We start from the raw sequence: 25,562 nt of genomic DNA on the forward strand, positions 1-25,562 counted from the left end.
CGCTCCTTTCGGGCAATAAAAAACCCCGCCGGGGCGAGGTTTATTCAAAAATGCTTGAGTTACTGGCACGTGGTACTACTGAAAGTGTTTGCGCTAACCCATGACCAGTTAAATGGATAACCGGCGCGGTACTGGGTCTGGTTACTTTGCTTACGCACTCCGTAAATCTGGACGATGTTTTCCTGTCCGCCGATTAGGGCCGTTCCGGTACATATGGGTTGCTGCTTCTGAAGCACGCCAGCGCAACCGGAGAGCAATACAGCCACCGCCAGGCAAAGAATCACGTTTTTCATAGTGGTTATATCCCAGGGTATTCAAGAGATTAAACAATAACAAGATGAATCAAAGGGATATAATTGATTCTGTAGATCAATTTTCATAAGATTGATCGCTGAAAACGATCAATCGTAGTTGGCGCAGTTGATGGCCATTATCACGTTTCTCAGATTTGAATACGCGACGTTCTGAAGGTTTCCGCTGGGCGTTGTTTGTGGCCTGGCGAATATTCGCGTATTGCCTCCCTCAAGTTTTGCCATGCTCTTGTAAATCGCCGAGTAGGGCTGCGGCTGGCCGCCGGCCGATATAACTCCTGTAATCAAACCCAGCATGGCAGGCATACAGGCCCATTTTCCCGCCAGCGTGGTATTGATGTTATAGCCTGAACTTGCATCTACACCGGCAGTACCGAGGGTTACCACATCACTGAGTGTCCGCGTTTCATTAGTCAAAATGAGTGTCCCTGACGCATCCCAGACGGCCAGCCCGTAATTTGGCTTTGTCTGTGGGAAAATAGAGAAAAAATAAACGTACGCTGTGCCGGTTGCATTTGGTCTGAGAAAATCAACCGTGATGGTGTTCCCGCTTATCGTCTGGGTAATTTCCACCTCAACCGTGCAATGAACAAAGGCGACAACGGGTTGACCAGAGGGAAAGGTGTGCGTCACTTTGGTGTTGAAACCAGATGTTCCCTGAAGGGTCGCTGTCTTTCGAGCCTGTAGAGCAATAGGCGAACTATTCGCGGTCACCCATACTTCTCCTGCAGTCGTTGTCAGTAAAACGCCATACTGCGCCATTTACGCCCTCTCTATCTGGAAAATGAGATACGCCGCAGCTGCTGGCTCAGTCCCTGCGGAATAGTCGGTATCGCCTACTGCAGATACTGTTGCGGTGCCACCTGAAATAGTGATCTTCCTCCGGCTCGTTCCCCACTGATCACCGTTCATTATCTGAAAGTAAGTAAGCTTACACCCCGGTGGAAGAGCTACAGAGTAAGAGCCTGTTTTTTCATTCTGGGCCAACTGTAGGTAGCCGCTTACACTGACGGGCTTAATTCCATAGTTATTTACAACGCCTGATGCGTCCCAGGTTTCAACACCGTACTGAGCCATAGCTGTGCATCCTAAAAAAAGGCCCCACCTGAGGCCCAATGTTTACCATATCCCTGTGATTCTCCCGATCTGCACCCTCAACACATTGTTGGCGTCACGCACACTGATTGTCTGGTTTGTCTGTTTCATGGATCCCTCTCCAGCTGTCGAACCGTAGTTCTCGAATGTTCCTGATTTATCGAGCCTCCATCCGACAGCCCCAGCAACGTAATTATTGGACTGGATGAAGTCGCCGATTTTGGCATTGGTGATCGTGCCATCCTGAATAAACGCTGAGCTGATAAAGACCTGTCCATTAACCACAGCGAACGGCGAATACTGGGTATCACCGCTGCCGCTCATCAGTACAAACTGGTTAGCGTTGAAACCAACTCGGGTGACTACCGGCTTCCCCGCCTCTGCAAGCACTGCAATAGACATCCCGGCGTTGTACATCACCCCGTTTATTCTCACACCTGTTTTGAGGGTGTAGATTGCCGAAGCACCGGAGGCATCTACGACGGCTGTAAGCTTGTCTTCCAGGGAAGCGGTGACGTCCTCTATCTGCGCCTGTACCTGCGTCGAAAGTTCGGCCATTGCCTTATCTACTTCAGCAATCGTCGTTTTAACCACCAGAATATCGGCACGCACTTCTCCGTATTGTGCCCACTGGTGCTCAACAGTTCCGTGGTTCGCCAGGGCGTTCTGCAGTATTCCCTCAATGTTGGTATCGATGTCACCAGTTAGGCGTTCTCCGTCTGCAGAGGTTAGGAAATCATCTGCGATATCGCCCAAATAATCATCGGCGTTATCGTTAGACATCCCCCTGATCCAGTCGGTATACCCGGACTCGTTACCCGTTCTGTCGACCAGCTGCGCGCGGTACCAGAATTCCTGCCCTGCTTTAAGGCCGAGTTGGGTGTATTCCGCAGATGGATAAGGCACATCTGAGAGCAAGAGGGGATCTGAAAAGTCACTGTTGGCCGTGTACTGAATTTCCGTTTTTAGCGTATCGCCGGTGTTTGCCGGAAAACCCCAGTTCAGACGGATCCCCCAGTTAATGCCCGTGGCCGTGAATCCTACTGGCTTAGGCGGATTACCTACTTTGCCGGTCAGCGTCTTCTCTTCTGAATATCCCCATCCTGAGGAAACTTCAGCGGCATTAATTGCGCGCACGCGCACCAGGTAGCGCCCGGCATAAATCCCCGGGACGTCAAATGACGTGGTGGAGCTGCGAGGCATGTTCACCCAGTTTCCGTCGTTACGGCGCCACTGCCCCTCATAGGCGATAGCATTCTGCGCCTGGTCCCAACTGACGCGCATGGTCTCGACGCTGATATTCTGCTGAACAACAGAAAACGAGCTGATCACGATGTTAGCTGGCGGGGACTGATTACCAGGAGGTATTACACTTATTGGCCGCTGGTCGATAATTGCGCCAGTATCGATACGGGCATATTTATCCGGATCGTGCCATGCGGCCGTGATCGAGAAGGTGCCATTATCATTATCGCTTACGCTGACAACGCGGTACTGCTGCGCGTAAAGCTCGTCAGATTCAACCACCCAAACAGCTTCGGTCTGTGGCGTCTCACTGTATGCCGTGGTGACTGTGACTGATTCACCGTTCACGGCCTGAATGGTCCTGCTCTGCGATGCACCGGAAGGTAGGTTGAGAATAAGGCGATCACCTGCTGCCGCATCTGCCACGCGGTCAAGTTTGATAACGCGACCGTTAACGGCGCTGATGCGTCCGCCCATAACCTTTCCGGAAAGCAGCTCGTCTGCCACGGCGATGATGTAGCCCGGCTGAGGAATGTTGCCGTCCAGCCCGACATCAAACGAAACAACGCGATCCTTGTTGTTGGTGAGAATACCCCAGCGCCCCTTACGGTTTGCTTCAGACTGTCTGGTACAGCCGATGGCTGTCATTTCCAGTTGATTGAAACCGTACCGCGCCACCAGCGCCTGCTCAAATACCGGCTCCATCGCGTCGGCGTAAGCATTACCGGGATCAGACCATGATACCAGCGCTGTGGTGTAGCGGCTTTTCGTGGTGCTGCTCGAATAGGTGAAGCGACCGCCAACAACGTTAGCGCGCGTGTAGCTGTAATCAACATCGCGCGGCATGTCAGCCAGGGCAACAATCTGATCCCCGCCCCAGTAGGTCATACCACGGAAGATAGCAGCAAAATCACGCAGGACTGTGTAGGCGTCATTCCGGTCCTGAATGTACACGTTACAGGTATAACGTGGTTCGGTACCGTTGCCTCCCTTGCCGTCTGGTACCATCTGATCGCAATACTGGGCAACCTGATACAGTGTCCATTTATCGATATTCGCAGCAGTCAACCGGTGACCGAGGCCGAACCGGTCAGAAACAACCAGATCGTAAAAAATCCACGCCGGATTATCCGTCCATGCCCACTTAAACGCACCGGTCCATGTCCCGCTGTACGTTCTTGTTTCGGGGTCATAGTTATCTGGCACACGAATAACACGCCCGCGAGGCTCGCAGGAGATCTGCGGGATAGAGCCGTTAAACTGGCTGGAATCGAATTCGATATAGAGTAGCGCTGTGTTGGGATAGCGTAACTTGGCGTCAATCACCTCAGTGAAGCTCTGCAGCGTCATCGTATCGCCGATCTTCGCGCTGTTGGCGTCAGAGGTAATCTTACGCAGGCGGATAGTCCAGGTGCTGCCAGCCTGCGGTAAATCGATACGGTGGCTGCGCTCATAACCAGACGTCGTTTTGCCGGTCACGCTGGTATTGAGTACCGTCTGCCATGTGCCGCCATCCGTCTGAAGGTCAATCGCATAATTGACCGAGTAACCCACCAGATCACCGTCGTCCTCCTGTTTGAAAAGCGAGGGCCATTTCAGACGCAGACGAACTGCTGAAAGCTGCGTATTGGTAAACGTGCGCGTCCAGGCTGTAGCGCTTGATACCTCAGTTCCCACGCTGATTTCGTTTTCGGTACCGGGAATGCCCTGAATATATTTTTGTGCCTGCGTTCCTGCGCGAAACTCCCATGTTACGCCGCTGAAGTTTTGGGAGCCGTCAGCGTTCTCAAGCGCCGTTCCGTCCAGGTAGATATCTTTGCCGGTTAGCTGCCCTGCAAACTCCCCTTCACCAAGCGCAACGAGAATTTTTGCCTTCGCTACAGATTGCAGATCATCAGGCTGTTCGGTTGGGGTTCGGGAACTTGAGCTGCCGCCCTTGCGGCCCTTTAACACTTTTTCTGTAGCCATATTGCGCCCATAAAAAAAGCCACCCGAAGGTGGCCAGAAAAAAAGTTAGTTATCTACTGCTGATCTTCGACATAAATTCCGGCAGAAATAATCGCTCCGCCTATCCGCCGACGGCCATAAAGGAGCGGTACCGGGTAGCCTTGCGCTGCGGTGTTTGTTACACCACCGAATGCGTAGGATGCACGGTTATCTGCGCTTTGTTTGCTGGCTAATCCGGTTGGTTGGGGTGATAGCATTTGGACGACGCCACCAAGGATCAGAGCGCCACCAGCCTGATAGAAAAATGGTGAAGCTCCAGCAAATGGCGTGAAATTGAATACCACCCCAACGGCCACCAATACAGCACCTAAAATAGTTTGTAATACACCGGCTTTTTTACTTCCAATCGGCACTGGAACGATTCTTATAACCTCACCCCTGACAGGAAATCCTAATTCATCAACACCAATATTTTTCGTCCCGCAAAAAACCGCATAAGAAAGCCCTCTTTGCTTACTTGTATTCATGAATTTTTCGAAACCATTAATCGTAGCAGATAAGGCTTTGCAAGCTTCTTTGGTTGTGCTTATTGAGCGATGATGTGTTTTACCAAAAGTCTTTCCAAGAACGCCACCAAGTTCAATGCGAGTCATTACATCTGACATGAATCACCCCAATAAAAAAGCCACCCGAAGGTGGCCTTTTCCTGTTAAATTTCAACTCTAATTTATCGACATCGGAAGTATATCTACATTCCCACTTTGATCGATAAATATCCTTAAAACTCGAGGAGTATTTTCTTTTATTGAAAACTCCCGTTCTTTTTTAGGTGCACCATTACATAGGCCTTTCCCGGCAAACCCAGCCCCAATCAATACATCGCCAGGGTTTAAGTAAGCAGTGACTTTTTCCCCTGTATCAAGTTCAGCCAAATATTTACCATTGATATAGGTTGTTATAGCGCATCCACCAGCAACGAAACCTTTATCGCGAATGATAGTTACGGCAGTTGTGTTTGTTGACTGCTGAAATTCTTTCGGTGCTGACACTTCTTTTGCATACTGCGGGAGAACTGGCTCAGTCGAACAACCAGCCAAAATTAACAACGAAAATGCCAATAATGTTTTTTTCATATCCCTATCCCCTTTGGTTTTGCAAAAGGTTAGCACAGAGATTTGTAACGTAAAATCTTCATCGTCCTTTCCTGCCAGTAGCCACCATACGGCACGCGCTTACTTAGGTGTCCGTACAGGTGGTGCAGCAGCATATTTCCCTCCAGTAGAATTCCCGCATGATTCCACTTATCAGCCTGGACCTGCATGATCACCATATCGCCGGGTTTCGGGGGCCCGTCGAATTCACGGAATCCGCACTCATACCAGCAATCCTGATAGAAGTTGTCCGGATAGTCGTTTTCCCACCAGGGATAATCCACCCGGTAATCGTGGAGCTCGATACCGTGCGTTTGCCGGAAATAGCTCATGACCAGCCCCCAGCAATCGAAGTGTCCAAGCACAAACGGACGCTCCAGCAGCGGCAGTTCTCCGCGCGGCTGGATGGTGCGTAAATCCCCCTCAGGCCAGCTCACGATGTGCCAGGGTAAAAGCGTTGCATCGCATTGCGCTTTATCCAGTTCGCTCGGTTGGGTTGTGGCGTCAGGGTGACTGTGAACGATGGCGATCACCGTACCCCAGTCCTCAGCAACTGCGTAATCTTCCGGGCAGAGGACAAAATTGTCCTCCGGCGCCTCGGCAAGATTTCGGCAGGGGAAGTACCGCTCAACGCGGCTTTTCTGCGCCACCACGCCGCAACACTCGCGAGGATACTCAGCTGCAGCATGAGCCATAATCGCATCGATGGTTTTCTGACGCATATCAGCTCCTGATCAAAGACGTGCCAGGGAAGCCACCGAACGGCAGTTCGTTGCCATCTCCATGCCGGAGCTTACAGGCCGTAAGCGTGCCGGGGCATTCATCCTGCGACGGGTCGCTCACCGGGTTGTTGTTTTTGTCGAAATAGTTGGTCCCGGCATAGTCGCAGCCGTCACCGGTGCGGTATTTATTCCGGATGCACCATGTACACAGGGAATGAAGCTGTCGTGTCGGGATCATTTGCCCCTGCAGGTCCATCGGGCTGGAAAGAACAAATTCGATGGACTCACCTGCCAGCTCGCTAGTTTTCCCGTCTAGGTACCAGACCTGAAGTTTCTCCTGTGTAGGGTCTGCAGAGGGATTCCCCCCCTCAAAATTTCTGGCATCGAGATATGTCTCTTTAGTGTCATGAATTGTGACCTTAGCCTGCAGCAGATCGTCATAGGCGAGGCACAGAGCTGAAATTGAGCTGTCGATATTCGCCACGGTCAGCGATGGGGTAGCATTGCTACCGCTTGTGGATTTCTCGATCCCTTCAAGTTTGTACGGCCACGCGGCATATTCATTCCCCTGCCACCAGATTGCTTTCGCCGGAAGCCGCGCTTCATCCCCGCCTGCGGCGAGAATTTCCGCTTCTGTGTGAGGAATGTTGTAATTGTGAAAGCGGAGAACGTCGGAAAGCCCAAAGGAAGAGCCGTCGACTTCAATCAGTCGAACATCGTTACCGGACTCAAGCTTTTGATAGTCTGCGTTTAAGCTCATGGTTTAAATGCCTGGATGAATGTAGCAGTCAGCGACCAGTTGCCTCCCCCCATTGGAGATGGCTTGTACTCTTTGCAGCGGAATAGGCCTAAATCTTCCAGTGGTGGCTTCCAGGCAAAAGCCCGGGTGCCCTCATGGCGATCAAGGAACTCCTTAATCGCTTTGATATAAGACTCAATGCCAATGAAAGTAAGATCCCAGCTTTGTGAGCGAGGATTAATGCCATCACCAGAAGTCTGCGTGTAGCCGTCCCCAAACTGTGCCTCACGCGTGCGCATGGTGACGTCCTGACTCGGATTAACACGAGGGCTCCAGTTAAAGGTTTCCAGCGCCATTATCGCCTCCCGTTTGTACTGTTCCAGATTGCCCCGCCAGGGCGGAGGTCTGCCTGTATCAATTTTCGATATTGCTCAGTTACAAAATTGCCGATCTCTTTGCCGAACTGCTCGAAACCAGCCGAAGATTGAGAACTGGTGTTCCCGTTTCCCTCAATGGTGATATAAACAACAGGTGCAGCGGCCGCCTGTTGTCCACCTCCCCCGACAGCACGCACACCAAGAGAACCATCAGAAGATCTGGTCAACGGCATGATCGCTTCGGGTCCCGCCTCACCGAATACTCCAGCCCCCTTGGCAAATGCAAAAACCTGTGGGGAGTTGTATACGCCACCACTGTAAGTACTCAGAGATGGAGAATCGTATACGCCGCCTTTTGCGTTGAATTTCACATTCGCTGCAGCATTGCTGTATGCGCCGGAAGGAGTGCTACCGACTGAAGCACCGCCAGTAAAAGCAGAGCCAGCTGCACCAAAAATGCTCTCAAGCGCGCTGGAAAGAGCAATGCGAGTGGCTATTTTCGCCAGGTCAGAAAGTACGGATGTTGTAAAATCCCGGAAGCTTAGCTTTCCGGTTGTGGCGAACGTAGCCAGGGAATCGGTCATGCCATCAAACAGCCCTGTCGCGAAGGTCGCCAACTGGCTGTTTGCATCACGAGCGCTATCAACCCAGTTGAGCGTGCCGCGCCTGAACCCTGCAGAATAGTCGCGCTCTGCGGCCAGCTTGGCATCGTTGCTCTGCTGAACAATCTCTAATTCCTGCTGCTTTGCTGATTCCAGATCGGACAGCCGCGCCTGAAATTCAGCAGATGACTGGTCAGTGAAATCTTTCTCAAGCGCAATTCGGCGCTGGTTAAAACGGTTCTCAATAGCGATACGTGCCTGAGTGTTTGCGGACTCCCTGTCGGATTGTGAATAGGCTTGCAGGCTCTGCGTGGCTTCACGCCGCATTGCCGCCACTTCTTCCTCCCACTTTTTACTCTCCTGCTGGTATTTCAGTGAGGTTTTACGAAGAGCAGCTTCTTTCTCAAGTTCGACGTTTGACTGCAGCTGAGAACGAATCTGATCCTGCATGCTGACAAGGCTTTGTTGTGCTTTTGTCAGTTGCTGACCTTTCAATCCGGCGATTTTTTCATTGAAGGCCACCAGCTGCTGGGCTGACTGGGTCAATCCTTCGGTGGTAGACGCCTCTTCTCTCAGGACAGCATTTCTTTGCTGAGCCTGCTCAAGCAGCCTCTGACCTTCTGTCTGCTGGCCAGATTCCGTTTTCTTTGGATGCTCTTTTTTGCTGGCTCTGTCGAATTCATCATTTATCCCTTTAAGAATTCGTTGATATTCCTGAGAGTCAGTGTTGTAGATACTGTTATTGAGTTTTTTAATGGCCTCGGCGCGCTTCTCTGCTGCTGTGGTACCGGCATCAAGATAACTTTTCAGACCCGCGCTGTTTTTAATCCGCTCATTCTGAGCTGCGGCGGTTGCAGCAGCGATATCAGAGGCCAGCTGGCTCGCCATATTCCCCAGCCGTTTATTTACCTCCTGGGTTTTATCGATCGCACCACCAAGGGCAATAACAGCCTGCTCACCTGCTGTACCCCACGTATTGCCGAGGTTTTTCACCCTTTCTGAGGTTTTGTCTACCTCAATACCTAACTCTGATAGTCTCCCCTTTTCAGCCTGAATCGCGGTATCGATCAGCAACTGGCTGGCCTGGGCTGCCTCACCTCGCTGATTAAGCGCCAGTACCTGGCTAATTATTGAATCACTCAGCGCAACGCCTGATGATGTGAGCTTTTGCATCGCAGCGACCGGATCGCCCCGCAGGGATGCAAGATGGGTCAACAAGTCCTGTGCATTACCGCCTGCCTGCGCATAGGCATTCGCCAGGGTGGCAACGTCGGTCAACAGCTGACCGCTAAAGCCCGCTTTGGCTGTTGCCGTCACCGCATCAACAGAGGTCTCCGTACCGCCGAGCTCCGCATTTAGCCGCTTCAGCTCACCAGCGGAGATCAGCGCTGACGTTTTCAGATCCAGAATGGCGGAGTTTAGCTTTTTGGTTTGCTCTTCACCTTTTTTGAACTCGCTGTAAAGCAGTGTTCCACCTGCAGCAAGCACCGTCAGGCCGATCCCGACTGGCCCGCCCAACAGGCTCAGTGCTGAGCTAAGTGCGCGGCTGCTCGTCGCTGCAATTCGTTGAGAGATTGACAGCTGAGTATTCGCAGCGGCTGCTGCCTCAGTCGACGCAACAAGTGCTGCTTTACCGCCATTTTCCGCCAGCTCGGCCGCCGTCACCGCCGCCTTTGCGGTTTTCAGTTTTTCGAGCGCACCGGCTTCCAGCCGGTTAGCCTCAATGATGGCACGCTCATTTTTAAGGTGTTGGTCCTGGTAGCTGACGTTCAGCCCATACTGTTTATTAACCGCCGCCTGTTTTGCGTAATACTCGTCAAGCGCAATAGCCTGCTCGCGCTGCGCCTGCGCGGCAGCAATGGTTTTCTCAGCAATGGCAACCTTGCTGAGCGCCGCCTGCTTTTCTGCCTGAGCAGCTGCGATCTGGTTTTGAGCAGCATCGGCCAGCTCTGCTGCCGCTTTGCGGGCCGCATCCTGCTGCGCCTTCCAGCCACCAGCGCTGCTATCCAGTTCGCCTTTGAGAGAGTGTACAGCCGGGATCAAAGCGTTAATTATGCTGCTGCTGGCAACGTTGCTCCCTGCGGCCACCTCATGCAGGACATAATTCAGTTGCCCGGCGCCACGCGTAACCCCGGTAAACTGATCGGAGTTTGCGGCAGGAAACCCGATACCCTTCGCCGCGGCTACCGTTCGCGCGATGGCTTTTTCAAGCTCGCCAGCCTGCGTCGTCGCCTGGTTATTGAATTTCTTGCTGGCCTGCCCTGCTTTTTCGTATGCGTCAGTGATCTGCGACTTGAAAGCCGCTGAATTCAGGTGCAGGGCAACCGACAGGCTTGCAACATCACTCATTGTCCAAGGATCCTCATAACGTCGGCGCACTGACTGGCCTGATCAGTGGCGGGTTGAATTGTGGTTACCGGGGCTGGCAGCTCCGGCTGCGTGTATTCCACGGCGTGGCCGGTGAGAGATAGCCAGGCCTGCCAGTGGAGCAGGATATCTGCAGGAAGGCTGGCAATTTTTCGAGGGTCCGGCTCCCCGAGGCGATCGGCAAGGGTGTACATAGCCATCAGCCAGGGGGAGTCCATCAGTTTTTTTTCGCTTCCTCAAGCGAGCCCCAGCTATGGCGCTGGATGGTCTGAAGGGCATCAATAAGGGATGCATTAGAGCGCGCTTTAAGCAGCTCATCGGGCGCCGGAAGGTTTTCTTCCGGAATAGGGTTGCCGTTCTCATCAACCATCGCGCTGAGGATGAATGACGCGGTGGACATTGCCATACCCAGAGAGTTGTTTTCCGCGCGCAGTTGCGCCTGTTTCTCGTCATATTCCTCCAGCTCGAAGGCTGTCAGACGTCGGATAAAGACATCGGCACCGAGGATAGTTACGTTGTGCTGGCTTTTCTCCGGGGCCAGCAGGCTGGATTTAAGATCGTCCATCAAAATTCTCCATTAAAAAGGCCGCAGTGCAGCGGCCGTAAAAGGTGGTTTGCGTAATGTCGTCTGTTGGTACTTAGCTACCCGGCGTGTTGTAGCCCCAGGTGATGTTGTTCTGCTTGCCGTTAACCGTAACCTGAATTACTTCGCTGGCCGGGGCGGTGATTTCATTCAACTGCCAGCCGGAGAGCGCCATAATCATCGTCGCGGTACGACCGTTCGGCAGCTCAATATAAAACTGCACTGTTTCGCGCTGTTCAGCAGCATTCAGGAAATCGGTGAAGCTGGTATTGGATGGGTCATCGACGAACCCAAGGGATTTTTCCGGCCCTTCAGCCATATCTGAAAGGAACTGCTTCTGAGTGTCGATCAGCGTGGTGCAGTCGACAAAGGAACCGGTCGCACCAGTAGCGCCAAGTGCCTTACAGTTAACCAGGGGCAAGAAATCAGCAACTGCCTCTCCTGATTTTCCCCATTTAACTACGGTTCCCGCGGGAAGCATCGCGTATTCCGGTGAGCTTTTATCAGCCATTTTCTATCCTCATTTAGCGGTTATTTTCGATCCCCTCACGGATACGGACCGAGAGAACACGCAATATTTTTGCGCGGTTGTAATCTAGCGCCGGGCGCATGAAGGGATTGGCAACCTGTTTAACGGTGCCAAACTCCTGCGCCAGTGCTTTCATGGTGTGTTCTTTTGACGGGCCGACACGGATAGTCACAACTGTCTTCCAGCGTGCATCATTCATGCGGTTCCTGTAGGTTGCCTTGATACTGTCGCGCATGTGGGGGCCTGGGCTGCTTTCGTCGTAGCCCGCATGCTGCTGCATGTCCTCGCTGACGATTTCCATAGCCTCCTTGCCTGCCTGGCCGAGCACTTTAACGGCAAGTTTTTCCCCCATAGCTTCGAGCTGGCGCTCCAGCTCCTGCAGACCTTTAACCTCCATTCGGATCATGTCGCAACCTCCGGACAGTAAAAAATGTAGTCCCGCACCCGCCGGTACTTACCGCCGTCATCTGGTTCAAAGCTCTCCCGAACTCCCTGCCGTTCTACGTACTGGACGGGATAACCACCAATATGACCGTGCTGTATAGTTTCCCAGACAGCCCACAGACTCTTATCCATTTCCTCTGTCCTGCTGTAGAGGGAAGATACAAAGGCTATCTGGTAGCGAGCTGCCACAATTTTTGTGCGAATGGTGCCAGTGACAAGCCGCGGATCGCTTATAAGCTGTAGCGTCACAAATTCGCTTTCCGTTTGCGGGCCGATCAGTGGATAAACATTCACGCCAAGAAGTGCTTCTACCGCGCTTTTTATTTCAGGGAACACGAGTGAAATCCTCCATACACAGGACTTCAATATTGCGTCTGTCGCGCGTGGGCAGCGGTGCAGTCACAGTAAAAACGCGTCCTTCTCCCTTATTTGTTACCTCGATAAAGCGAGTAACCGTAGCCCGAATATCATCCCGGTATCGCATGAAAATTTTCGTGGTAACGTTGGAGCGTTCGGCGCTGCCACTAATAAAATCCCGCCCGGTAACGGCGCGGATATCTGCCGCGACAATGCCCTTACTCTTCCAGCCAATCAACTGACCGAAATTGTCACGGTCGTCAGTCTTTACTTCTATCCGGACACGGTGCCGGAGTCGGCCAGGTTCCATCAGGAGCCCTCCCCCTGTTCAGCCTCACCTCGCCAGTTACGACAGGCAAACATCAGATTTTCTGCCGCCACATTTGAATAAAGCTGCACTTCTGTCTGACTGGTTCGGTGCTCAAACAGGTCGCCAAAAATAAGTAACATTGCCGAGACCACCGGGGCTGGAATATCTTCGGCCACTTTCCAGCGAGGTTCATCGCACCAGCGCAGGCAGTATTCAAGCGCTGACTGTGCGTAACGCTTGATCATGGAATCCCGATCATCGGTATCCATTTCCACATGCTGGCGCAGCTCTTCAATCGGAACGACATCAAGCACATTTATCGTCATTAATTAAGGGCGGGTTTCCCCGCCCCCTCCATCAGCTGCCGGATTCGTCGAAGGAACCCTTGATAAGTGCCGCTGGGCGATAGTGCGCCAGCGCCAGGCGCTCTTCGCACAGGATGGTGAGCATGTTTTTGACAAAGTTGTCGCGGTCTTCGCGGCTTACTTCGATGGTTGCATCCATGCGATCCCAGACCTGCGATGCCATATCGAAACCACCAACGGTGAAAGTGCCCTGCGCCTGGGCGCGAGTCGGCACAACTGGCAGGCCCCACATGATGTTGCTGGTGAAAGCCTGCGGCCCACCGAAAAGATAACGGCCTTCGTTGTCTTTCAGCAGCGCGATGTTATGCCAATCGCGTGGGTTGAGAATGATGCCTGACGCGCTGAACTCGGACTCGGTTACTTGGAAAATCGCATGCGCGATAATATCGGCGCGCGTATCACCAGAAACGTTCAGGGCGGTATCGTAGGCAGTTGCCACATGGTTGATACCTTCCAGGTCATCACCACTACCATCACCATTCAGCAGCTGTCGTTCTTCCTCCAGTGCCAGACCGTAAAGCAGGCGATTATTGACGTAGGACTGGAGCATCGGCGCATCATCCATCACCTGGCGGGATGCCTGGATCCAGTGAGCGATGGTTTTAACGTTCGCCGTCTGTTTGCTGAATTTAATATCTGATTCAGGCTTAAGGGCTTTTTCCGCCACGCTGGCCGCATTGTTGGTGAACACCTCTTCGCGAACATATTCAAGAGAGTTGCTGGAGATTCGCCCCTGAGCCAGAAGATCACGGATGGTCAGTCGGCGAAGCCCTGGCATAATGATGCCTGGCACCTGCATCGGCTGGATGAGTGCACCAGCCGAACCAGCATCACTACCAAGAGATTTATTGAAGGTTTTCGCTTCAAAACTGGACTTGCTGCCGTTCCAGGATTTAGTGAGCTCTTCGGCAGCACGCTCAGAGAACGATTTTTTCTCTCCGAGGTTATCCGGTCCAGATGAAAGACGCTGTTCCAGATCAAACAGACGCTGACCGGTTTTGGTCATTTCTTCATTAACCTTAGCCATGTCGTCCTGCAGCTGTTTTGACACGGTACCATTCTGTTCGATCTGTTTTCGCTGCTCATCGAAGAGCCCCTGCAGCTTGGACTGTGATTCCTCGAGGGCTTTCTGAATTTGTGCGAGTTCTGACATATTTTATTTTCCTTTAGTCGGATTAAAGTCGTTGATGCTCTTTAGCAGAGCGCTGATATCGGGTTTGTTTGGGTCGCCTTCAGACTCTCTCCGAATGGCTGATTTGAAACGGGCTATCAGCCCTACTGCCTGTGACTTGCTCAGTCCGACTGAATCCCTCAGCCAGCACTCCACGTCACGGATGGTGTCGATCCCGTCGATACTCTTCATCGAATCCACACCCGCCAGCTCGTTCGCCGGGAAAGTGCAGACGCTGATTTCTTTCAGCCAGGAGATGTTGCTGAAGATGTAGCCACCGTTAACGCCAATGCTGTAATCGTCTTTGGTGACCGAAAAACCGATGGACATACCTTCAACTGTGCCATGGATCATGGCGGCCTTCAGGTCGGAGGCTCCGCTGTGCCCTGGTGTTAACTGACCGCGAACAAGTAAGCCCTTGCTGTCCTCCTGTATGCTGTCCCACTTGCCCACCGGGATCTCCCACTCGCGGTGATTGAAAAACATCGCCACTTTGCGGGTCTGTGTCTCCAGTGTCTTCTTGAATGCCCCCGGTAGGATGATGTCTCCATCCGAATCGGTGTTACCGAAGACAGAGGCGTAACCTTCGAAAATGCCCTGCTTTCCGTCACCGGCAAACTTGATCTCCGTTTCGTCGAAAGACAGCGTTTTAATGATGTCAGCCATCATGGCCCCCATAAAAATTAAGCCCCGTCATTTCTGCGGGGCTCTTTGTTGTTGCCGAGATCGGTTATTGGTACGTATTGCGCCTGTCGCATCGCAACATCACCACCAGGAAGAGGCGGATAATTATCAAGTCTCCGCATTTCATTTATGGTTCTCAGACCAGCTTCCCCCATGGCCTTCATGAAAGCAGCACGCGACGCTGAGTCGCCACGAAGAAGCCCATCAAGATTATGCTCAGCGTGATAGACACCAACCTGCTCTGGCTTCAGTAACCAGCGCTGAATGCCATTCTCCCAGCGGGATATATACGGCTGCAGTGTGTACTGCAGAAATCCCAGGTTTTGTTGCTCAATACCTGATCCCCAGCTGGTACTCTTCTCAACATCACCTACCAGATGCGGAGGAACGCCGAAGAACCGCGCCAGTTCACTGACCTGAAATTTCCTGGAAGCCATCGTTTCAGCATCCTGTGGACTAACTCCGATATCATGGGACTGAAAGTTTGCTTCAAGGATCCAGAGGCGTTTTTTCACCGGACCGCCTGCAATCTCCTTAAAATTTTCCTCCAGCTGCGTGCGCTGCTCTTTCGTCAACACACGATCGCCTGTGGTGAGGATTTTGGGAGATTTGGCACCATTGGCATAAAATTCCCGCTGCTGGTCTTCCATTGCCACCGCAACGCCTGCTGATTTACAGGCATGTGCGATAGGAGAGAGCCCAGTAAGGCCGTTAAAACCAAACCCCTTGAGGTGGAAAATTTCACGTTGTGAGAAATTGGCGTATTCATTGTCACGCTGGTAACGATAAACGATGCGCTTTCCTTCAAGCCGGACATCCATATTGGCAGACATCAGCGGCAGGAGGCTGACCACATCCCCGACACTGTTACGCTCAACCAGTGCGTATGCATTGCCGTAGAAGCACAGCTGCATCGTCATGGCTTCACGGAACTCCTGCGCCGTCATGTACTGATTTGGCGAGTAGCGCAGCAGGCGGGCCAGCGGATTGCTCAGGCCAACCTTTTTACGGTTATCCTCTTTATCTGTTTCGAATACATCCAGGGGGAGGCAGGCGGTCAGCGTGGAAATTAGAGAAACACATCGCCAGACGGTCGATATCTGCAGGATGCGTTCATCTGTAATTTGTGAATCGCCCAGCGTGCCGCTGGCTGAAACAGGTCCGGTTTGGGAACCCTGTTCAGGTGTTACCAGCCGTCCACCAACGAACCACGAAGCTACCCGGGCCCACCAGCCGTTATTTGTGCGCAGATCAATGCTGTAATTTGAATCGTCCATCACATGCTCAACGGTTGTGAGAAGAAATCGTCAATATCACCTTCATCAGTGACATCACCTTCAGATGCGCCTATCGCCATAGCTGAAGCCACCACGCCATCGATACGGCCAGTGCTTTTCTTCTTGGCAAAGATGCGGTTTTCTTTCTGGTCTGCTTCAGTCACGGCGGATGCTGCATTCCAGCGCAGACAGGGGTTTGTTTTTATGATGATGTCGCCGTCGTCAAGCCGCTGCTCGAAAAGCTCGATAGAGTGCGGCATCCACAACCCTGACTCCTGGGCTTTGTAATATCCCTGACCGTGTGGGATTAAAGGGACCGATACACTGGCCTCTTCGAGCTCAGGTTCAAGATACTTAATGCGGTACTGGTCAAAGGCGATCGCTTTGATAAAAAACATCTGGGAAAGGTCGGCTATACGCTCGGCAACAAATCCATACTTCACCGCTTTGCCTGGCGTTGTGTGGATGTACCCGTCGCGCTCCCAGGCGTCATAAGGGACCCTATCCGTTTTTGCACGATCCAAAAGTGTGTCTTTTGGGGTCCAGAACTCCACCAGCAGCTTTCTTTTTTTCGGGAAAAACAGCGCAAGGGCGGTAAGGTCCCTGCTTCCGGAAAGGTCAAGGCCACCGAAGCATTCTTCACCCTGCAGCTCATGGAGATCGAAATCCTCTTCGCACCCCATCCACACATCACTGCTCATCCATGGGTTATCAGCATCAACCCACTGGCAGAAGTTGAGGCGGCGAACGATGCTCTCTTTCGACGGCATACCGCGCGCCTGGGTTACCTGTTCCCTCAAATAACGGTCTGTGAAGGTGTGACCAAGCGACGGGTTGGCTTTTTTCCAGCAGGACTCGTCCTTGAACGGGTCCTCACCTTCATCAAGCGAACAGATGAATGAAAAGAAGCTGTCATCCTCAATAGATCCTTCAGCAACTTTTCGCCCGTATTCGTGATAGTCATAACAGACGCTGGTTTTGTCGTGGCCGCTGTTGGTGATCATGAAAATCAACGCCTGCCGACGTCCTTTCGTGCCAGCGCGCATCATTTCAACGACCTGGTTGTTTTTGTGTTCGTGGATCTCGTCAATAAGGGCACAATGCGGGCGCGGTCCTGACTGCCCGTCGTCAGAGCTGATGGGCCTGAAGAAAGATCCCGTCTGAAGAAAAGCCAGATTCCACTCTTTACCGGCACCACCAGATTTATTGATCCGCTGCGCCAGCGCCGGTGACTGGTCCACCATCGCCACCGCATCACGAAACAGGATCATGGCCTGGTCTTTTTTCGTGGCCGCAGCATACACTTCAGCGCGAGGCTCTTTGTCGGCTACCAGGCAATAAAGCGCTATTCCCGCTGCCAGCGGTGACTTTCCGGAACCTTTCCCGGATTCGACGTAAACCATTCGAAATCGGCGATAGTCATCCGAGTTTTTCCAGCCAAATATTGAACCCACGATAAAGCATTGCCACGGCAGCAGATTGAAGGGCTTTCCCTCATGCTCACCGCCATTCAGCTTCAGCACTTTGGCGAAAAAGTCGATGGCGCGCTGCGCAGCTGCAGGATCCCACACCAGCCCGCGTGCGTGACAGGATTCCAAATCTTTGAGGTGACGTTTACAGGAATTTCGGATATCTGGTCCGGCAATTTCCTTACCGGAATCCACATCCATCGCGTATCGCGTTGCGGGATCAACCGAAGAACTGGTTGAGCGGGTCTTCTTCTTTTTCTCCACCATCAACTTTCACCTTCGTTCTGGCGGCCGGAGTGAGACCGAATTCAACCAGGTAGCTTTTAAAACGTCGATCGGCATCTGCCAGCATGGCGACAGCCGGATTCGCTTTGATTAGAAATCCGCCTTCTGTCTGCACGGTGTACGTTCGCCCCTCATCGGCGATTGTCAGGCGCAGCTGCAGAATGTCGGCGTAAATATCACAGAGACGTTCGAGCGCCAGCGTATCGGCAATGGTCAAAATCCCCATACCGTCCAGCAGCACGGTTAACTTTCCCCAGGCCACCTTTCCCCAGTCTGTGAGGTGCTCAGGAGGGCTAGGGATTTCTCGCGCCGGAGTGGGCTCTTTGTCGTTGAGTTTTCGTTTGCCCGGGTTACCGGTTACCACTTTCAGGTGGGTCGGTTTCGGGCGTCGTCCTGCCATCGGAACCTCCCGGAAAAAAACTTTTCATTTCGCGGTTATGCACAAAAAGCACGAGCGGCGGTCATTTGCGGTAGAGGGGTTGAACTTTTACCCCTCCCCCTCCCCTTCGGGGAACGGCACACATGAGAAACGTTATCGTTTGAACCAGTGCGACGTCGGGTCGAGGGGGATGCCGCTCTCGTCACAGCCAATGATGGAGCCTCTCTTCTCCATCCTCTGCTTCGTTGAGTCATGATGCTGCTTGCACAGTCCCTGCCAGTTACTGCGGCTCCAGAACAGCTTCTGGGCTTTGCTTATGGCGGCCGCATCACCAGAACGGAGCGCCTCTTTCAGTTTGTGAGGGGTGATATGGTCAACTACCGTTGCTGCTGCCACCCTTCCCTGCTCCTGACACATCACACAGAGTGGATGGGCGCGAAGGAAGACAAGGCGCTCTCTATCCCATTTGCTGCCGTAGATACGAGGCTCTTTATTCACGCCAGCCTCCACGCTCTGCGCCGCTCTGTGCGTGGCGCCGCATCGGGGTGACGCTCAACCGATTCGCCGTCGACATGATCCACCAGCGAGTAGCATGGATAGACAACAGCGCCACCATAGGCATCACCCACGGCATAATCAGCAGGCTTGCTGCTGTGCCATCGAGACAGAACACGGTTCAGGTGCTGAGGCGGGATGCTGTAGCAGACCCCATGTATCAGCCGCTGAAGCTTGATGAAGTCTGCGCGTGACTTATCTGCAACAATCAGCCCGTCGGCTATCTCTTTCTGATACTGCGGTGGTCGGCCGGTACCGAGATAAAAGCTCAACATGTCGTCAGGGAAACGCGCCAGCCAGTCAGTTACCTTTTCGGTGAATCCATGTACCGGCAGCGCGTCGTCTTCCAACACAACTACACGGCAGGGTTGCTCAGCAGCCCACTCGATAGCGCGCCTGTGATTCCAGTTCGCGCCATGGTTATCTTCATCTACCAGTAGATGAGCATCCAGCAGCTCAGCTAGCCGTTGCGCTTGCCCTAAGCGAGTGTGATGGCCGACCACCACAAACTTTATGTCTTCAGCCACCAGCGAATCTCCAATAAAAAAGCCGCACAAAGACGGCTACTGTCTGAATATCAGGGTGTTGCTTAGCTTTAACCCTGGGTAAAGTGTGTGGTTCAGCCCGTCAGTGGTTGGACACTGGCGAATTTAAAAGCGGAGAAGCGGCTGATTTCATTTTTCACTATGTAATAAGGAAACCTCATGGAAATGACTGATCGCCATAATTTCACCCGATTCCCTTACCGTCGCGATATTAGAGAAAACGGTGATATCAACAATGGAGGATTTGACCTTATACAATTCCCGGAAAAGATAAATGAAATTCATGAAGTTAAAGAATTCCCTTGGTTGAAAGATTTTATCTCTGAAGTCAACAGCGCAGATGGCTTATTTATGACTTTGGGATGTGCTATTGGTTATGAAGAGGACATCCTGTATGGCTACATCGATTTCTCCTTGAGGCCAAACACGCCTAACGAACTAAAATTAGACTTAGTTAATCTTGACGTTAAATTCATGAATTTTATTTCAGATGCCTTTCCAGAGGAGGCAGCCCACCAGCAGGCCATTCAATATCTTCAAAAGATTTTCCTTTGGCTTTCATCTCCTCTTGAAATCTACGGCGAAGAGTACTCAAAAGTGAATCTGACATTTCGTGAACGGAATCAGGAAGGATTGGCATGGGCTTTTGATAATTTGTGTTATTTTTTAACAAAGTACTATCCCTCCAAGCTGTAATTTTTTTGTTTTCGAGAACGGGCTGGCACTTGTTAAATTAAATTGCATCAATAGTTGCCATGCCGTTCATTATTGGTTGGTCGTTTTGGTTCACACATAATCTCACTTGTGTTTCCACCATGCGGCCTCCTTACCGATCCCATCAGTTTTGAAAACGGTGTGCACATGAGGTCCGGTAATCACCTTTCCTGCGAATGAATGAGCGACAATACCGAACGCCAACATGTCACCCACCGCAGCGCCAGCCTGCTCTTTCTTCCAGAAGCGATAACTTTCGATCCGGTAGTAAAGACGGATGATGCCGTGAGCGAACGCCATTACATCAGCACGGCTGCCACCCAGCAGACCAGCGTTAAGCATCACATTATTGCGGTGCGCTTCAATGAACTCCTGATAGATACGCTCTGGATGATTCTGCTTTGCCCAGGTGTCGGCGTAGGTCTTCGGTTCGGAACCGACGTAAACATTCCCGGGCTGCATTTCATCCCATGGCGCGCGAAGCATTTCGACATCAGTACCATCAGTACACCAGACGAACCGGTATTCAGGGTGATCGCGCAGGTGCTGCCAGATATGCAGCCAGCGTCGGAAGTAGACATTCATCTTCACGTCAGGGACGCGATACAACTCAACGTCTGCCGGTGCCGTATGCAGCTCATCCACCAGCGCAATACGGCTACAATTCCGAAGTGATGAGGCCCATTTAGCCAGCATGTCAGGCGAGGCAGCCATTTTCGTACCGCGCTGCGGGTCTGGCTGGCTGGTCAGTAACGTAGTGATAACCACGTCGCGCTGAGATCGATACTCGGCATAGCCTGTATATCCTGAATCCCGGCGCTGCCCGTAAATCACAGCGTTCTTTTTATCGAGCGCTTCACGTTCTGGCCTCGGTATGCTGCGCGCGCCTTCTTCGTACTCGTCCATTGAATGAATCAACTTTTCAGAGCCAACTACATCAGCAAACGCCCATGACGTTAGGCCAGCGTTATGAATCCGAAGCGCCAAATCAGGATGTTCATACATGCCCCGACCATACACCGGATCGAAGCCGCCCACCTTCTCGATAGCGCTGCGGTGGTAGTACAACATCACGCCACGCTGCCCGGTGTAAGCAATATGCTTATCATCCCGGTACAGAACGGTCATATCGTTAATTTTTCGCGGGCCTGCCAAGTCGAGAAACTGGTAAGCCAGATGTGGCTCGGATGATTCTATGTAAGGGAGGTGCCAGTTATCAGCAATGGGCCAGGCATCATCATCCCATAAAAAAAGATGCTCGCACCCGGCATCCATCAGGGCTGACAGGCTGGCGTTCTTCGAAGCAACAATGCCGAGTGATGTTTCGTGACGGAGCAGCTGCACACCGTCAGGCACTACTGCGGCAGGTTTAGAGCCGTCGTCCACTACAACTACCAGCGCTCCGGCAGGTAAATGCTTCATGTGTTGCTCAAGTGAGTTCTTCAGAATGTCTGATCGATCATGCGTAGTGATTGCTATACCGATAGGATATCTTTCCCCTACACATGGGTAATAACTTACGCCATCAATGATGACTTTCATGCCGATACCCGATTATTATCTAGTGAATACTTGGCGACGTTACTTGAGAGATTTATTATGCAATTTCATATGGATTTCATTCCGGCCCAAAAAGAACTGAATGCTTCTAAGCGTTGCTTTGAAAGGATGGGCTCAGCAAAAAACTATGAAGAATACGAAGAGGCATGGTGCGATTTCCTCAACCGTTTAGAAAAAATCTTCGAGAAACTCCAAAGAGCCTGTAATCCGCATAAAGAGAAATTCAATGCACTCCTTTCGAAAGAAAATGCCTTGAGAAGCTCAGATCCTCTTTTGAGATATCTTAAACAAGCTAGGAACGCGGATACGCACTCAATCCAGGATGTGACTAAACGAGTCCCAGGAAGCCTTCATCTTGGGTTTGATGTACATAACCCTGGAGAACTAGTACATATTGAAAAGTTTGTTATGAGAGGGACAGAAATACAGGAATATCGTGGTAGCCATCCCTTACTCGTAACCTTCACACCAGAAACGGTTGAGGTGAAAGAAGTAATTAACAGGGGTGTACATTATTTGCCACCTGAATCACATCTTTCTCAACCATTAAACACTCGCCATCCAACAGAGCTCGCCAGACTAGGTATTGAGTTTTATGAACAGCTTTTCGTCAAAGTAACGAATTTTTTCTCATCAAATCAATAATCGTTATACACAATTAAGGCAGGATGCTTTTAAAGCATCCATGATGAAATTATTACTTCATGCTTTTGAGCAGTTCACCTGCCACGCTTTGTTATGCGCCAGGATGTCTTTCTTCGTCTGGCGGTCCATAACGTCGATGTCGTGATCAGTCAGGTAGATTGGCTTTACCCAGTCACAGGCGGTATCAACCACCACCGGGACGCTTCCACGTGTCACGCAACTCGCGATCAACATCGTCATCAGGCATATGGTTAACAGTCTGCTGTACATTGCTGGCCTCTTTCGTTGTCTCTAACCGGCGTTCTGCTGCTGCGACTGTGGCCGCTGCGTTATCTTCGGTGCGCTGCTGGTCGGCTTTCGCTTCCGCTTTGCTGGTGCCGCGTGAATGACCAAGGCCAAACGCGGCGGCGATAGCAGCAAATACAGCGACAACGAGTCCGGTGATCATCTCAAGCGTCATATAACCACCCTCTCCTTTACCCAGCCATAAACAAACGTCTCGTTCGCGCTGCGCTGTTCTGCCAGTTCGAGATAACGCTGACCCTGGCTGCAATTCAGGGCACGGAGCATAACCAGCTCACCCTCTTTACCTCGCCGGGAAAGATAGCTTTTTAGCGCGCTGATAGTTCGCGGACCGATAAAACCATCTGCAATCAGATCGGGATAGAGCGTGCCCTGAATGTTGAATACGTTCAGCCATCGCTGGAACCATTTGGTCTGAACCGATGGGCCCATGTTAATGCCGGTATCGCACAGTTCTGCGGCGATGGCTGGTGATACCTCAGAAACAAGATCAAAGCGTGGCCCTGTCCAGTAGTCAGCCGTCAGGATATCCAGCGCCTGTTGGCGGGTCAGGTTCCGCATATCCCCGTTGAATCCATGGGCGCGAGCTACCGCTTGTGTAATCCCCCAGTTAGTCGGGCCGCCCTTGTCGTCAGGGTGATTAACGTAGCCGCCCTCTTTACCGAGGATGGAATTAAAAATTTCGTCTTTGGTCATGCGAATGCCTCAGGACATCAATGATACGTGCTACGTTTCCACGGGCCCAGAGAACGGCGGCGCATATCAGGACGTTCACCAGCACCACGAACCAGTGCGATTCATGGTATAGGCCGAACAGGTAACGGAAAGGGACGCTGGCGTATACCAGCACCGTGAAATAAGCCATCAGCGATACCAAAGGGCGATGTCTCGCCCCGCCGCGCTGGTAGAACATCAGAGCAATGACGATCACCCCACAGATGAAGGCATTCACCACCGCACTCGGATCACTTGTTACCATTGCTGGCCCCTCCTCCACGTAAGCGAGAGAGAATTCCAAACAGGCTGCCCAAATCCTGACTGTTGACGAACGTCAGCAGCTTGATCGCCACTGCAGCAACGATTACCGCACCCAGCGCATCAAGCGGCCTGTCGCTGTAGCCCGTCCACTTTGAGAAGTACGAACCAAGCAGAGGCGCACCGATAACACCGAAGATGAATGATGTGATGAAGTAGCCCACCAGCTTAAGTCGACTGATGTTTACCGCCGTAGCGACGTAGAACACCGCACCAGCGAATGCGCCGAACACCACACCGTAGTCTATGCCGGTTGCCAGGCCAAACATGCTGGCCCCCATCAGACCACCAGCCGCTACCGTAGTGCCAGAAACAGGATCGGACATTTAGCCCCCTCTTATTGCCGTGACTCCTCTCAGAACGAGGGGAATAAAAAAGGCTGCCAATAGGCAGCCTCGATAAAGTATTGTTGATTAGAGATTTTGTTTGGCTTTTTCCCAGTCCTCTTTTAAGAGTAACTGCATTGCTAAAACGAATTTATTTAGATTTTCATTTACTTTTACTGAATCCATTTCCGTTGACGTTTTAATCATATGTTCAGAATGAGTCTTTAGTTCTGACATTATTTCAACTATCTTGTCGTGGTCCTTTCTACTCGGGTTCAACATCATTCTTATCCGAGTTGACTGAAGTACTAGTTTAATAAATGAATCATTTAAAGCATTTTTCGTTGAAGTTAACTGTTGCCCTGAAGTTTTCGCGTGCACTTCGTAAACAAGTCGCTGACTCAGAACAATATTTTCATAAACTGTAGAGACGAATTCGGCAGAAGCCTCTCGCAGATCTTTTATCCAAACTAATCTATTAGCTGAAATTACTTGAGCTTTACGCCCTTCCTCAGCAATTGTGATTTGTGTCTTTCGACTTTCTTCAAAATCTTTAAACTGCTTATCCCTGTCTTCGCGCATGGTTCTATTATTGTTTTTAATTGACCACCAAGCAATTGCCGCAGGTATAGCTGAAGCGATGATAGCACCTGCCACACTCGCTGTAATAGTATCCCAGCCAAAACCAGAATTAGTTGTCACATTTAGATGGGGTATTTTTTCAATTAATAACCCTAAAGAACCATTGAGCGGGAACGGAATACCTTGCCAAGCCATAACGCCTCCTTTTTGAGGCATCATAACAAAAAACCCGCACTGTTGGCGGGTTTCATTTATTTGTTGCTCAGTTCGTTTTAACGTCCCGAGCTTATCACAATTTAAGCACTTTCTTGCTCACTCTGCAACTTAAATCTGCCGCCATTTGTGCCAAACGCATCACAAAGTGGAGCGTACAGGATCGATTCTGCCAAACTTACCCATGTGTCGATTCGGCGGCGGCATGTGATAAGGGTCCAGTCAGAGTGTTTGGCATTCAGCTCCTTGGCCATCTGTAGTTTGCTCTTACGCAGACGGTGGCGGTCAACGATTACGCCATACAACCCACGGTATTCTTCGTTCATGAGTACAGCGGCGATCACGCCATCAATCTTCAGCCCTTCTTCGTCAGAACAGAACGCCAGGCCGCTTTTGTTTTTGCTGTCGAGGATTTCGCGCAGGTATGCTTCCAGCTCAGGTTTAGTGATGCCGGATTTCTTCATGCGGCGCAGCGCATCGTTGATTGCGGTCTTGGTGATTTTCCCGGATGCCAGCAGCTGGTTAAACATGTTTCCGCCAGAGCCGCCACCGATATATGACCAGCGGCCCCACATGCGGAGCTTGCCCTGTACCCAGATGCTTTCGAGAGTGCGAAGGCGAACCATCTCGCCGGATTTGCCAACTTCAGAAGGATTGATCATGTTGCGTCTCCAC

The 25,562-nt window shown here is 51.6% G+C and carries 33 protein-coding genes; 2 read left to right on the forward strand and 31 right to left on the reverse strand.

Annotated features, from left to right (window positions below):
* Positions 1 to 59: 59 nt before the first annotated feature.
* From cor to ACMGGE_RS08070, 23 genes are all read right to left on the reverse strand, one after another.
* The gene (gene cor, locus ACMGGE_RS07960) at positions 60 to 293 is read right to left on the reverse strand and encodes a phage exclusion lipoprotein Cor (protein ID WP_420293619.1); all 234 of its coding nucleotides are present in this window, start codon (positions 291 to 293) and stop codon (positions 60 to 62) included.
* A gap of 108 nt (positions 294 to 401) precedes the next feature.
* Positions 402 to 1,073, reverse strand: coding sequence for a hypothetical protein (locus tag ACMGGE_RS07965; protein WP_420293620.1), 672 nt, complete (start codon positions 1,071 to 1,073; stop codon positions 402 to 404).
* The gene (locus ACMGGE_RS07970; protein ID WP_420293621.1) at positions 1,074 to 1,388 is read right to left on the reverse strand and encodes a hypothetical protein; all 315 of its coding nucleotides are present in this window, start codon (positions 1,386 to 1,388) and stop codon (positions 1,074 to 1,076) included.
* A 42-nt stretch (positions 1,389 to 1,430) separates the two neighbouring features.
* On the reverse strand, positions 1,431 to 4,619 hold the full coding sequence (locus ACMGGE_RS07975) for a host specificity protein J (protein WP_420293622.1): 3,189 nt from the start codon (positions 4,617 to 4,619) through the stop codon (positions 1,431 to 1,433).
* 53 nt (positions 4,620 to 4,672) lie between these two features.
* Entirely contained in the window at positions 4,673 to 5,263 is a 591-nt protein-coding gene (locus ACMGGE_RS07980) for a tail assembly protein (RefSeq protein ID WP_420293623.1), read from the reverse strand.
* A gap of 57 nt (positions 5,264 to 5,320) precedes the next feature.
* The gene (locus tag ACMGGE_RS07985; protein WP_205733764.1) at positions 5,321 to 5,731 is read right to left on the reverse strand and encodes a hypothetical protein; all 411 of its coding nucleotides are present in this window, start codon (positions 5,729 to 5,731) and stop codon (positions 5,321 to 5,323) included.
* A gap of 29 nt (positions 5,732 to 5,760) precedes the next feature.
* Positions 5,761 to 6,471: a C40 family peptidase gene (locus ACMGGE_RS07990; protein ID WP_414746860.1), complete on the reverse strand. Its 711-nt coding sequence runs from the start codon at positions 6,469 to 6,471 to the stop codon at positions 5,761 to 5,763.
* A 1-nt stretch (position 6,472) separates the two neighbouring features.
* Positions 6,473 to 7,231 carry a phage minor tail protein L gene (locus ACMGGE_RS07995; protein ID WP_420293624.1) on the reverse strand — a complete coding sequence of 253 codons (759 nt, stop codon included), beginning with the start codon at positions 7,229 to 7,231 and terminating at the stop codon, positions 6,473 to 6,475.
* Entirely contained in the window at positions 7,228 to 7,566 is a 339-nt protein-coding gene (locus tag ACMGGE_RS08000) for a phage tail protein (protein ID WP_420293625.1), read from the reverse strand. The genes ACMGGE_RS07995 and ACMGGE_RS08000 overlap by 4 nt, the downstream gene beginning before the upstream one ends.
* Entirely contained in the window at positions 7,566 to 10,538 is a 2,973-nt protein-coding gene (locus tag ACMGGE_RS08005; RefSeq protein WP_420293626.1) for a phage tail tape measure protein, read from the reverse strand. Before ACMGGE_RS08005 ends, ACMGGE_RS08000 begins: the two co-directional genes overlap by 1 nt.
* Before the next feature lie 235 nt (positions 10,539 to 10,773).
* Positions 10,774 to 11,121 (reverse strand): phage tail protein, encoded by a 348-nt coding sequence (locus ACMGGE_RS08010; RefSeq protein ID WP_420293627.1) that lies wholly within the window; start codon positions 11,119 to 11,121, stop codon positions 10,774 to 10,776.
* Positions 11,122 to 11,194: 73 nt separating this feature from the next.
* Positions 11,195 to 11,650: a phage tail protein gene (locus tag ACMGGE_RS08015; RefSeq protein WP_063430283.1), complete on the reverse strand. Its 456-nt coding sequence runs from the start codon at positions 11,648 to 11,650 to the stop codon at positions 11,195 to 11,197.
* A 13-nt stretch (positions 11,651 to 11,663) separates the two neighbouring features.
* Entirely contained in the window at positions 11,664 to 12,074 is a 411-nt protein-coding gene (locus tag ACMGGE_RS08020) for an HK97-gp10 family putative phage morphogenesis protein (RefSeq protein WP_047174725.1), read from the reverse strand.
* A complete protein-coding gene (locus ACMGGE_RS08025; protein ID WP_420293628.1) occupies positions 12,071 to 12,448 on the reverse strand; it encodes a hypothetical protein in 378 nt (125 codons plus the stop codon). Before ACMGGE_RS08025 ends, ACMGGE_RS08020 begins: the two co-directional genes overlap by 4 nt.
* The gene (locus tag ACMGGE_RS08030; RefSeq protein WP_023315892.1) at positions 12,438 to 12,779 is read right to left on the reverse strand and encodes a phage head closure protein; all 342 of its coding nucleotides are present in this window, start codon (positions 12,777 to 12,779) and stop codon (positions 12,438 to 12,440) included. The genes ACMGGE_RS08025 and ACMGGE_RS08030 overlap by 11 nt, the downstream gene beginning before the upstream one ends.
* A complete protein-coding gene (locus ACMGGE_RS08035; protein WP_279992475.1) occupies positions 12,779 to 13,105 on the reverse strand; it encodes a head-tail connector protein in 327 nt (108 codons plus the stop codon). The genes ACMGGE_RS08030 and ACMGGE_RS08035 overlap by 1 nt, the downstream gene beginning before the upstream one ends.
* 31 nt (positions 13,106 to 13,136) lie before the next feature.
* Positions 13,137 to 14,297, reverse strand: coding sequence for a phage major capsid protein (locus tag ACMGGE_RS08040; protein WP_420293629.1), 1,161 nt, complete (start codon positions 14,295 to 14,297; stop codon positions 13,137 to 13,139).
* 3 nt (positions 14,298 to 14,300) lie between these two features.
* Complete coding sequence (locus ACMGGE_RS08045; protein WP_048959878.1) at positions 14,301 to 14,981, reverse strand: HK97 family phage prohead protease; 681 nt, start codon at positions 14,979 to 14,981, stop codon at positions 14,301 to 14,303.
* 17 nt (positions 14,982 to 14,998) lie between these two features.
* On the reverse strand, positions 14,999 to 16,276 hold the full coding sequence (locus tag ACMGGE_RS08050; RefSeq protein WP_039269165.1) for a phage portal protein: 1,278 nt from the start codon (positions 16,274 to 16,276) through the stop codon (positions 14,999 to 15,001).
* Complete coding sequence (locus ACMGGE_RS08055) at positions 16,276 to 18,012, reverse strand: terminase large subunit (RefSeq protein WP_128348795.1); 1,737 nt, start codon at positions 18,010 to 18,012, stop codon at positions 16,276 to 16,278. Before ACMGGE_RS08055 ends, ACMGGE_RS08050 begins: the two co-directional genes overlap by 1 nt.
* Positions 17,966 to 18,430, reverse strand: coding sequence for a phage terminase small subunit P27 family (locus ACMGGE_RS08060; RefSeq protein WP_047174718.1), 465 nt, complete (start codon positions 18,428 to 18,430; stop codon positions 17,966 to 17,968). The genes ACMGGE_RS08055 and ACMGGE_RS08060 overlap by 47 nt, the downstream gene beginning before the upstream one ends.
* A 132-nt stretch (positions 18,431 to 18,562) precedes the next feature.
* Positions 18,563 to 18,907 (reverse strand): HNH endonuclease signature motif containing protein, encoded by a 345-nt coding sequence (locus ACMGGE_RS08065; protein WP_047716573.1) that lies wholly within the window; start codon positions 18,905 to 18,907, stop codon positions 18,563 to 18,565.
* Positions 18,904 to 19,494, reverse strand: a complete 591-nt coding sequence (locus ACMGGE_RS08070; RefSeq protein WP_420294181.1) for a hypothetical protein — start codon at positions 19,492 to 19,494, stop codon at positions 18,904 to 18,906. Before ACMGGE_RS08070 ends, ACMGGE_RS08065 begins: the two co-directional genes overlap by 4 nt.
* A gap of 174 nt (positions 19,495 to 19,668) precedes the next feature.
* Here ACMGGE_RS08070 and ACMGGE_RS08075 point away from each other — a divergent pair, with 174 nt between their 5' ends.
* Positions 19,669 to 20,205 carry a hypothetical protein gene (locus ACMGGE_RS08075; RefSeq protein ID WP_420293630.1) on the forward strand — a complete coding sequence of 179 codons (537 nt, stop codon included), beginning with the start codon at positions 19,669 to 19,671 and terminating at the stop codon, positions 20,203 to 20,205.
* A 102-nt stretch (positions 20,206 to 20,307) separates the two neighbouring features.
* Here ACMGGE_RS08075 and ACMGGE_RS08080 read toward each other — a convergent pair whose 3' ends face one another.
* Entirely contained in the window at positions 20,308 to 21,765 is a 1,458-nt protein-coding gene (locus tag ACMGGE_RS08080; protein ID WP_420293631.1) for a glycosyltransferase family 2 protein, read from the reverse strand.
* A gap of 57 nt (positions 21,766 to 21,822) precedes the next feature.
* On the opposite strand from ACMGGE_RS08080, the gene ACMGGE_RS08085 reads away from it, so the two are divergent.
* A complete protein-coding gene (locus tag ACMGGE_RS08085; RefSeq protein ID WP_420293632.1) occupies positions 21,823 to 22,428 on the forward strand; it encodes a hypothetical protein in 606 nt (201 codons plus the stop codon).
* Positions 22,429 to 22,485: 57 nt separating this feature from the next.
* On the opposite strand, the gene ACMGGE_RS08090 is transcribed toward ACMGGE_RS08085, so the two are convergent.
* From ACMGGE_RS08090 to ACMGGE_RS08120, 7 genes are all read right to left on the reverse strand, one after another.
* Positions 22,486 to 22,623: a hypothetical protein gene (locus ACMGGE_RS08090; protein WP_420293633.1), complete on the reverse strand. Its 138-nt coding sequence runs from the start codon at positions 22,621 to 22,623 to the stop codon at positions 22,486 to 22,488.
* Complete coding sequence (locus ACMGGE_RS08095) at positions 22,613 to 22,888, reverse strand: hypothetical protein (protein ID WP_086538225.1); 276 nt, start codon at positions 22,886 to 22,888, stop codon at positions 22,613 to 22,615. Before ACMGGE_RS08095 ends, ACMGGE_RS08090 begins: the two co-directional genes overlap by 11 nt.
* A complete protein-coding gene (locus tag ACMGGE_RS08100) occupies positions 22,885 to 23,427 on the reverse strand; it encodes a glycoside hydrolase family 108 protein (protein WP_420293634.1) in 543 nt (180 codons plus the stop codon). Before ACMGGE_RS08100 ends, ACMGGE_RS08095 begins: the two co-directional genes overlap by 4 nt.
* A complete protein-coding gene (locus ACMGGE_RS08105) occupies positions 23,405 to 23,710 on the reverse strand; it encodes a phage holin family protein (RefSeq protein ID WP_127851212.1) in 306 nt (101 codons plus the stop codon). Before ACMGGE_RS08105 ends, ACMGGE_RS08100 begins: the two co-directional genes overlap by 23 nt.
* On the reverse strand, positions 23,697 to 24,092 hold the full coding sequence (locus tag ACMGGE_RS08110; RefSeq protein WP_016063604.1) for a phage holin family protein: 396 nt from the start codon (positions 24,090 to 24,092) through the stop codon (positions 23,697 to 23,699). The genes ACMGGE_RS08105 and ACMGGE_RS08110 overlap by 14 nt, the downstream gene beginning before the upstream one ends.
* A gap of 87 nt (positions 24,093 to 24,179) precedes the next feature.
* Positions 24,180 to 24,869: a hypothetical protein gene (locus ACMGGE_RS08115; protein WP_181623128.1), complete on the reverse strand. Its 690-nt coding sequence runs from the start codon at positions 24,867 to 24,869 to the stop codon at positions 24,180 to 24,182.
* A 101-nt stretch (positions 24,870 to 24,970) separates the two neighbouring features.
* Entirely contained in the window at positions 24,971 to 25,549 is a 579-nt protein-coding gene (locus tag ACMGGE_RS08120; protein WP_420293635.1) for a DUF1133 family protein, read from the reverse strand.
* Positions 25,550 to 25,562: the final 13 nt, after the last annotated feature.

It is taken from the genome of Enterobacter sp. BNK-22 (assembly GCF_048684805.1).
Taxonomy (GTDB): domain Bacteria; phylum Pseudomonadota; class Gammaproteobacteria; order Enterobacterales; family Enterobacteriaceae; genus Enterobacter; species Enterobacter quasiroggenkampii.

Coding starts and splice junctions, on each gene's coding strand:
- ACMGGE_RS07975 (WP_420293622.1), bottom strand. CDS start 4,619: ATGGCTACAGAAAAAGTGTTAAAGGGCCGCAAGGGCGGCAGCTCAAGT.
- ACMGGE_RS08055 (WP_128348795.1), bottom strand. CDS start 18,012: ATGGTGGAGAAAAAGAAGAAGACCCGCTCAACCAGTTCTTCGGTTGAT.
- ACMGGE_RS08110 (WP_016063604.1), bottom strand. CDS start 24,092: ATGTCCGATCCTGTTTCTGGCACTACGGTAGCGGCTGGTGGTCTGATG.
- ACMGGE_RS08085 (WP_420293632.1), top strand. CDS start 21,823: ATGCAATTTCATATGGATTTCATTCCGGCCCAAAAAGAACTGAATGCT.
- ACMGGE_RS08080 (WP_420293631.1), bottom strand. CDS start 21,765: ATGAAAGTCATCATTGATGGCGTAAGTTATTACCCATGTGTAGGGGAA.
- ACMGGE_RS08075 (WP_420293630.1), top strand. CDS start 19,669: ATGGAAATGACTGATCGCCATAATTTCACCCGATTCCCTTACCGTCGC.
- ACMGGE_RS08100 (WP_420293634.1), bottom strand. CDS start 23,427: ATGACCAAAGACGAAATTTTTAATTCCATCCTCGGTAAAGAGGGCGGC.
- ACMGGE_RS08005 (WP_420293626.1), bottom strand. CDS start 10,538: ATGAGTGATGTTGCAAGCCTGTCGGTTGCCCTGCACCTGAATTCAGCG.
- ACMGGE_RS08050 (WP_039269165.1), bottom strand. CDS start 16,276: ATGGACGATTCAAATTACAGCATTGATCTGCGCACAAATAACGGCTGG.
- ACMGGE_RS08060 (WP_047174718.1), bottom strand. CDS start 18,430: ATGGCAGGACGACGCCCGAAACCGACCCACCTGAAAGTGGTAACCGGT.
- ACMGGE_RS08000 (WP_420293625.1), bottom strand. CDS start 7,566: ATGGCGCTGGAAACCTTTAACTGGAGCCCTCGTGTTAATCCGAGTCAG.
- cor (WP_420293619.1), bottom strand. CDS start 293: ATGAAAAACGTGATTCTTTGCCTGGCGGTGGCTGTATTGCTCTCCGGT.
- ACMGGE_RS08120 (WP_420293635.1), bottom strand. CDS start 25,549: ATGATCAATCCTTCTGAAGTTGGCAAATCCGGCGAGATGGTTCGCCTT.
- ACMGGE_RS08030 (WP_023315892.1), bottom strand. CDS start 12,779: ATGGAACCTGGCCGACTCCGGCACCGTGTCCGGATAGAAGTAAAGACT.
- ACMGGE_RS08045 (WP_048959878.1), bottom strand. CDS start 14,981: ATGGCTGACATCATTAAAACGCTGTCTTTCGACGAAACGGAGATCAAG.
- ACMGGE_RS08010 (WP_420293627.1), bottom strand. CDS start 11,121: ATGGACGATCTTAAATCCAGCCTGCTGGCCCCGGAGAAAAGCCAGCAC.
- ACMGGE_RS07995 (WP_420293624.1), bottom strand. CDS start 7,231: ATGAGCTTAAACGCAGACTATCAAAAGCTTGAGTCCGGTAACGATGTT.
- ACMGGE_RS08095 (WP_086538225.1), bottom strand. CDS start 22,888: ATGACGCTTGAGATGATCACCGGACTCGTTGTCGCTGTATTTGCTGCT.
- ACMGGE_RS08015 (WP_063430283.1), bottom strand. CDS start 11,650: ATGGCTGATAAAAGCTCACCGGAATACGCGATGCTTCCCGCGGGAACC.
- ACMGGE_RS08115 (WP_181623128.1), bottom strand. CDS start 24,869: ATGGCTTGGCAAGGTATTCCGTTCCCGCTCAATGGTTCTTTAGGGTTA.
- ACMGGE_RS07985 (WP_205733764.1), bottom strand. CDS start 5,731: ATGAAAAAAACATTATTGGCATTTTCGTTGTTAATTTTGGCTGGTTGT.
- ACMGGE_RS07970 (WP_420293621.1), bottom strand. CDS start 1,388: ATGGCTCAGTACGGTGTTGAAACCTGGGACGCATCAGGCGTTGTAAAT.
- ACMGGE_RS07980 (WP_420293623.1), bottom strand. CDS start 5,263: ATGTCAGATGTAATGACTCGCATTGAACTTGGTGGCGTTCTTGGAAAG.
- ACMGGE_RS08105 (WP_127851212.1), bottom strand. CDS start 23,710: ATGGTAACAAGTGATCCGAGTGCGGTGGTGAATGCCTTCATCTGTGGG.
- ACMGGE_RS08020 (WP_047174725.1), bottom strand. CDS start 12,074: ATGATCCGAATGGAGGTTAAAGGTCTGCAGGAGCTGGAGCGCCAGCTC.
- ACMGGE_RS08035 (WP_279992475.1), bottom strand. CDS start 13,105: ATGACGATAAATGTGCTTGATGTCGTTCCGATTGAAGAGCTGCGCCAG.
- ACMGGE_RS07990 (WP_414746860.1), bottom strand. CDS start 6,471: ATGCGTCAGAAAACCATCGATGCGATTATGGCTCATGCTGCAGCTGAG.
- ACMGGE_RS07965 (WP_420293620.1), bottom strand. CDS start 1,073: ATGGCGCAGTATGGCGTTTTACTGACAACGACTGCAGGAGAAGTATGG.
- ACMGGE_RS08040 (WP_420293629.1), bottom strand. CDS start 14,297: ATGTCAGAACTCGCACAAATTCAGAAAGCCCTCGAGGAATCACAGTCC.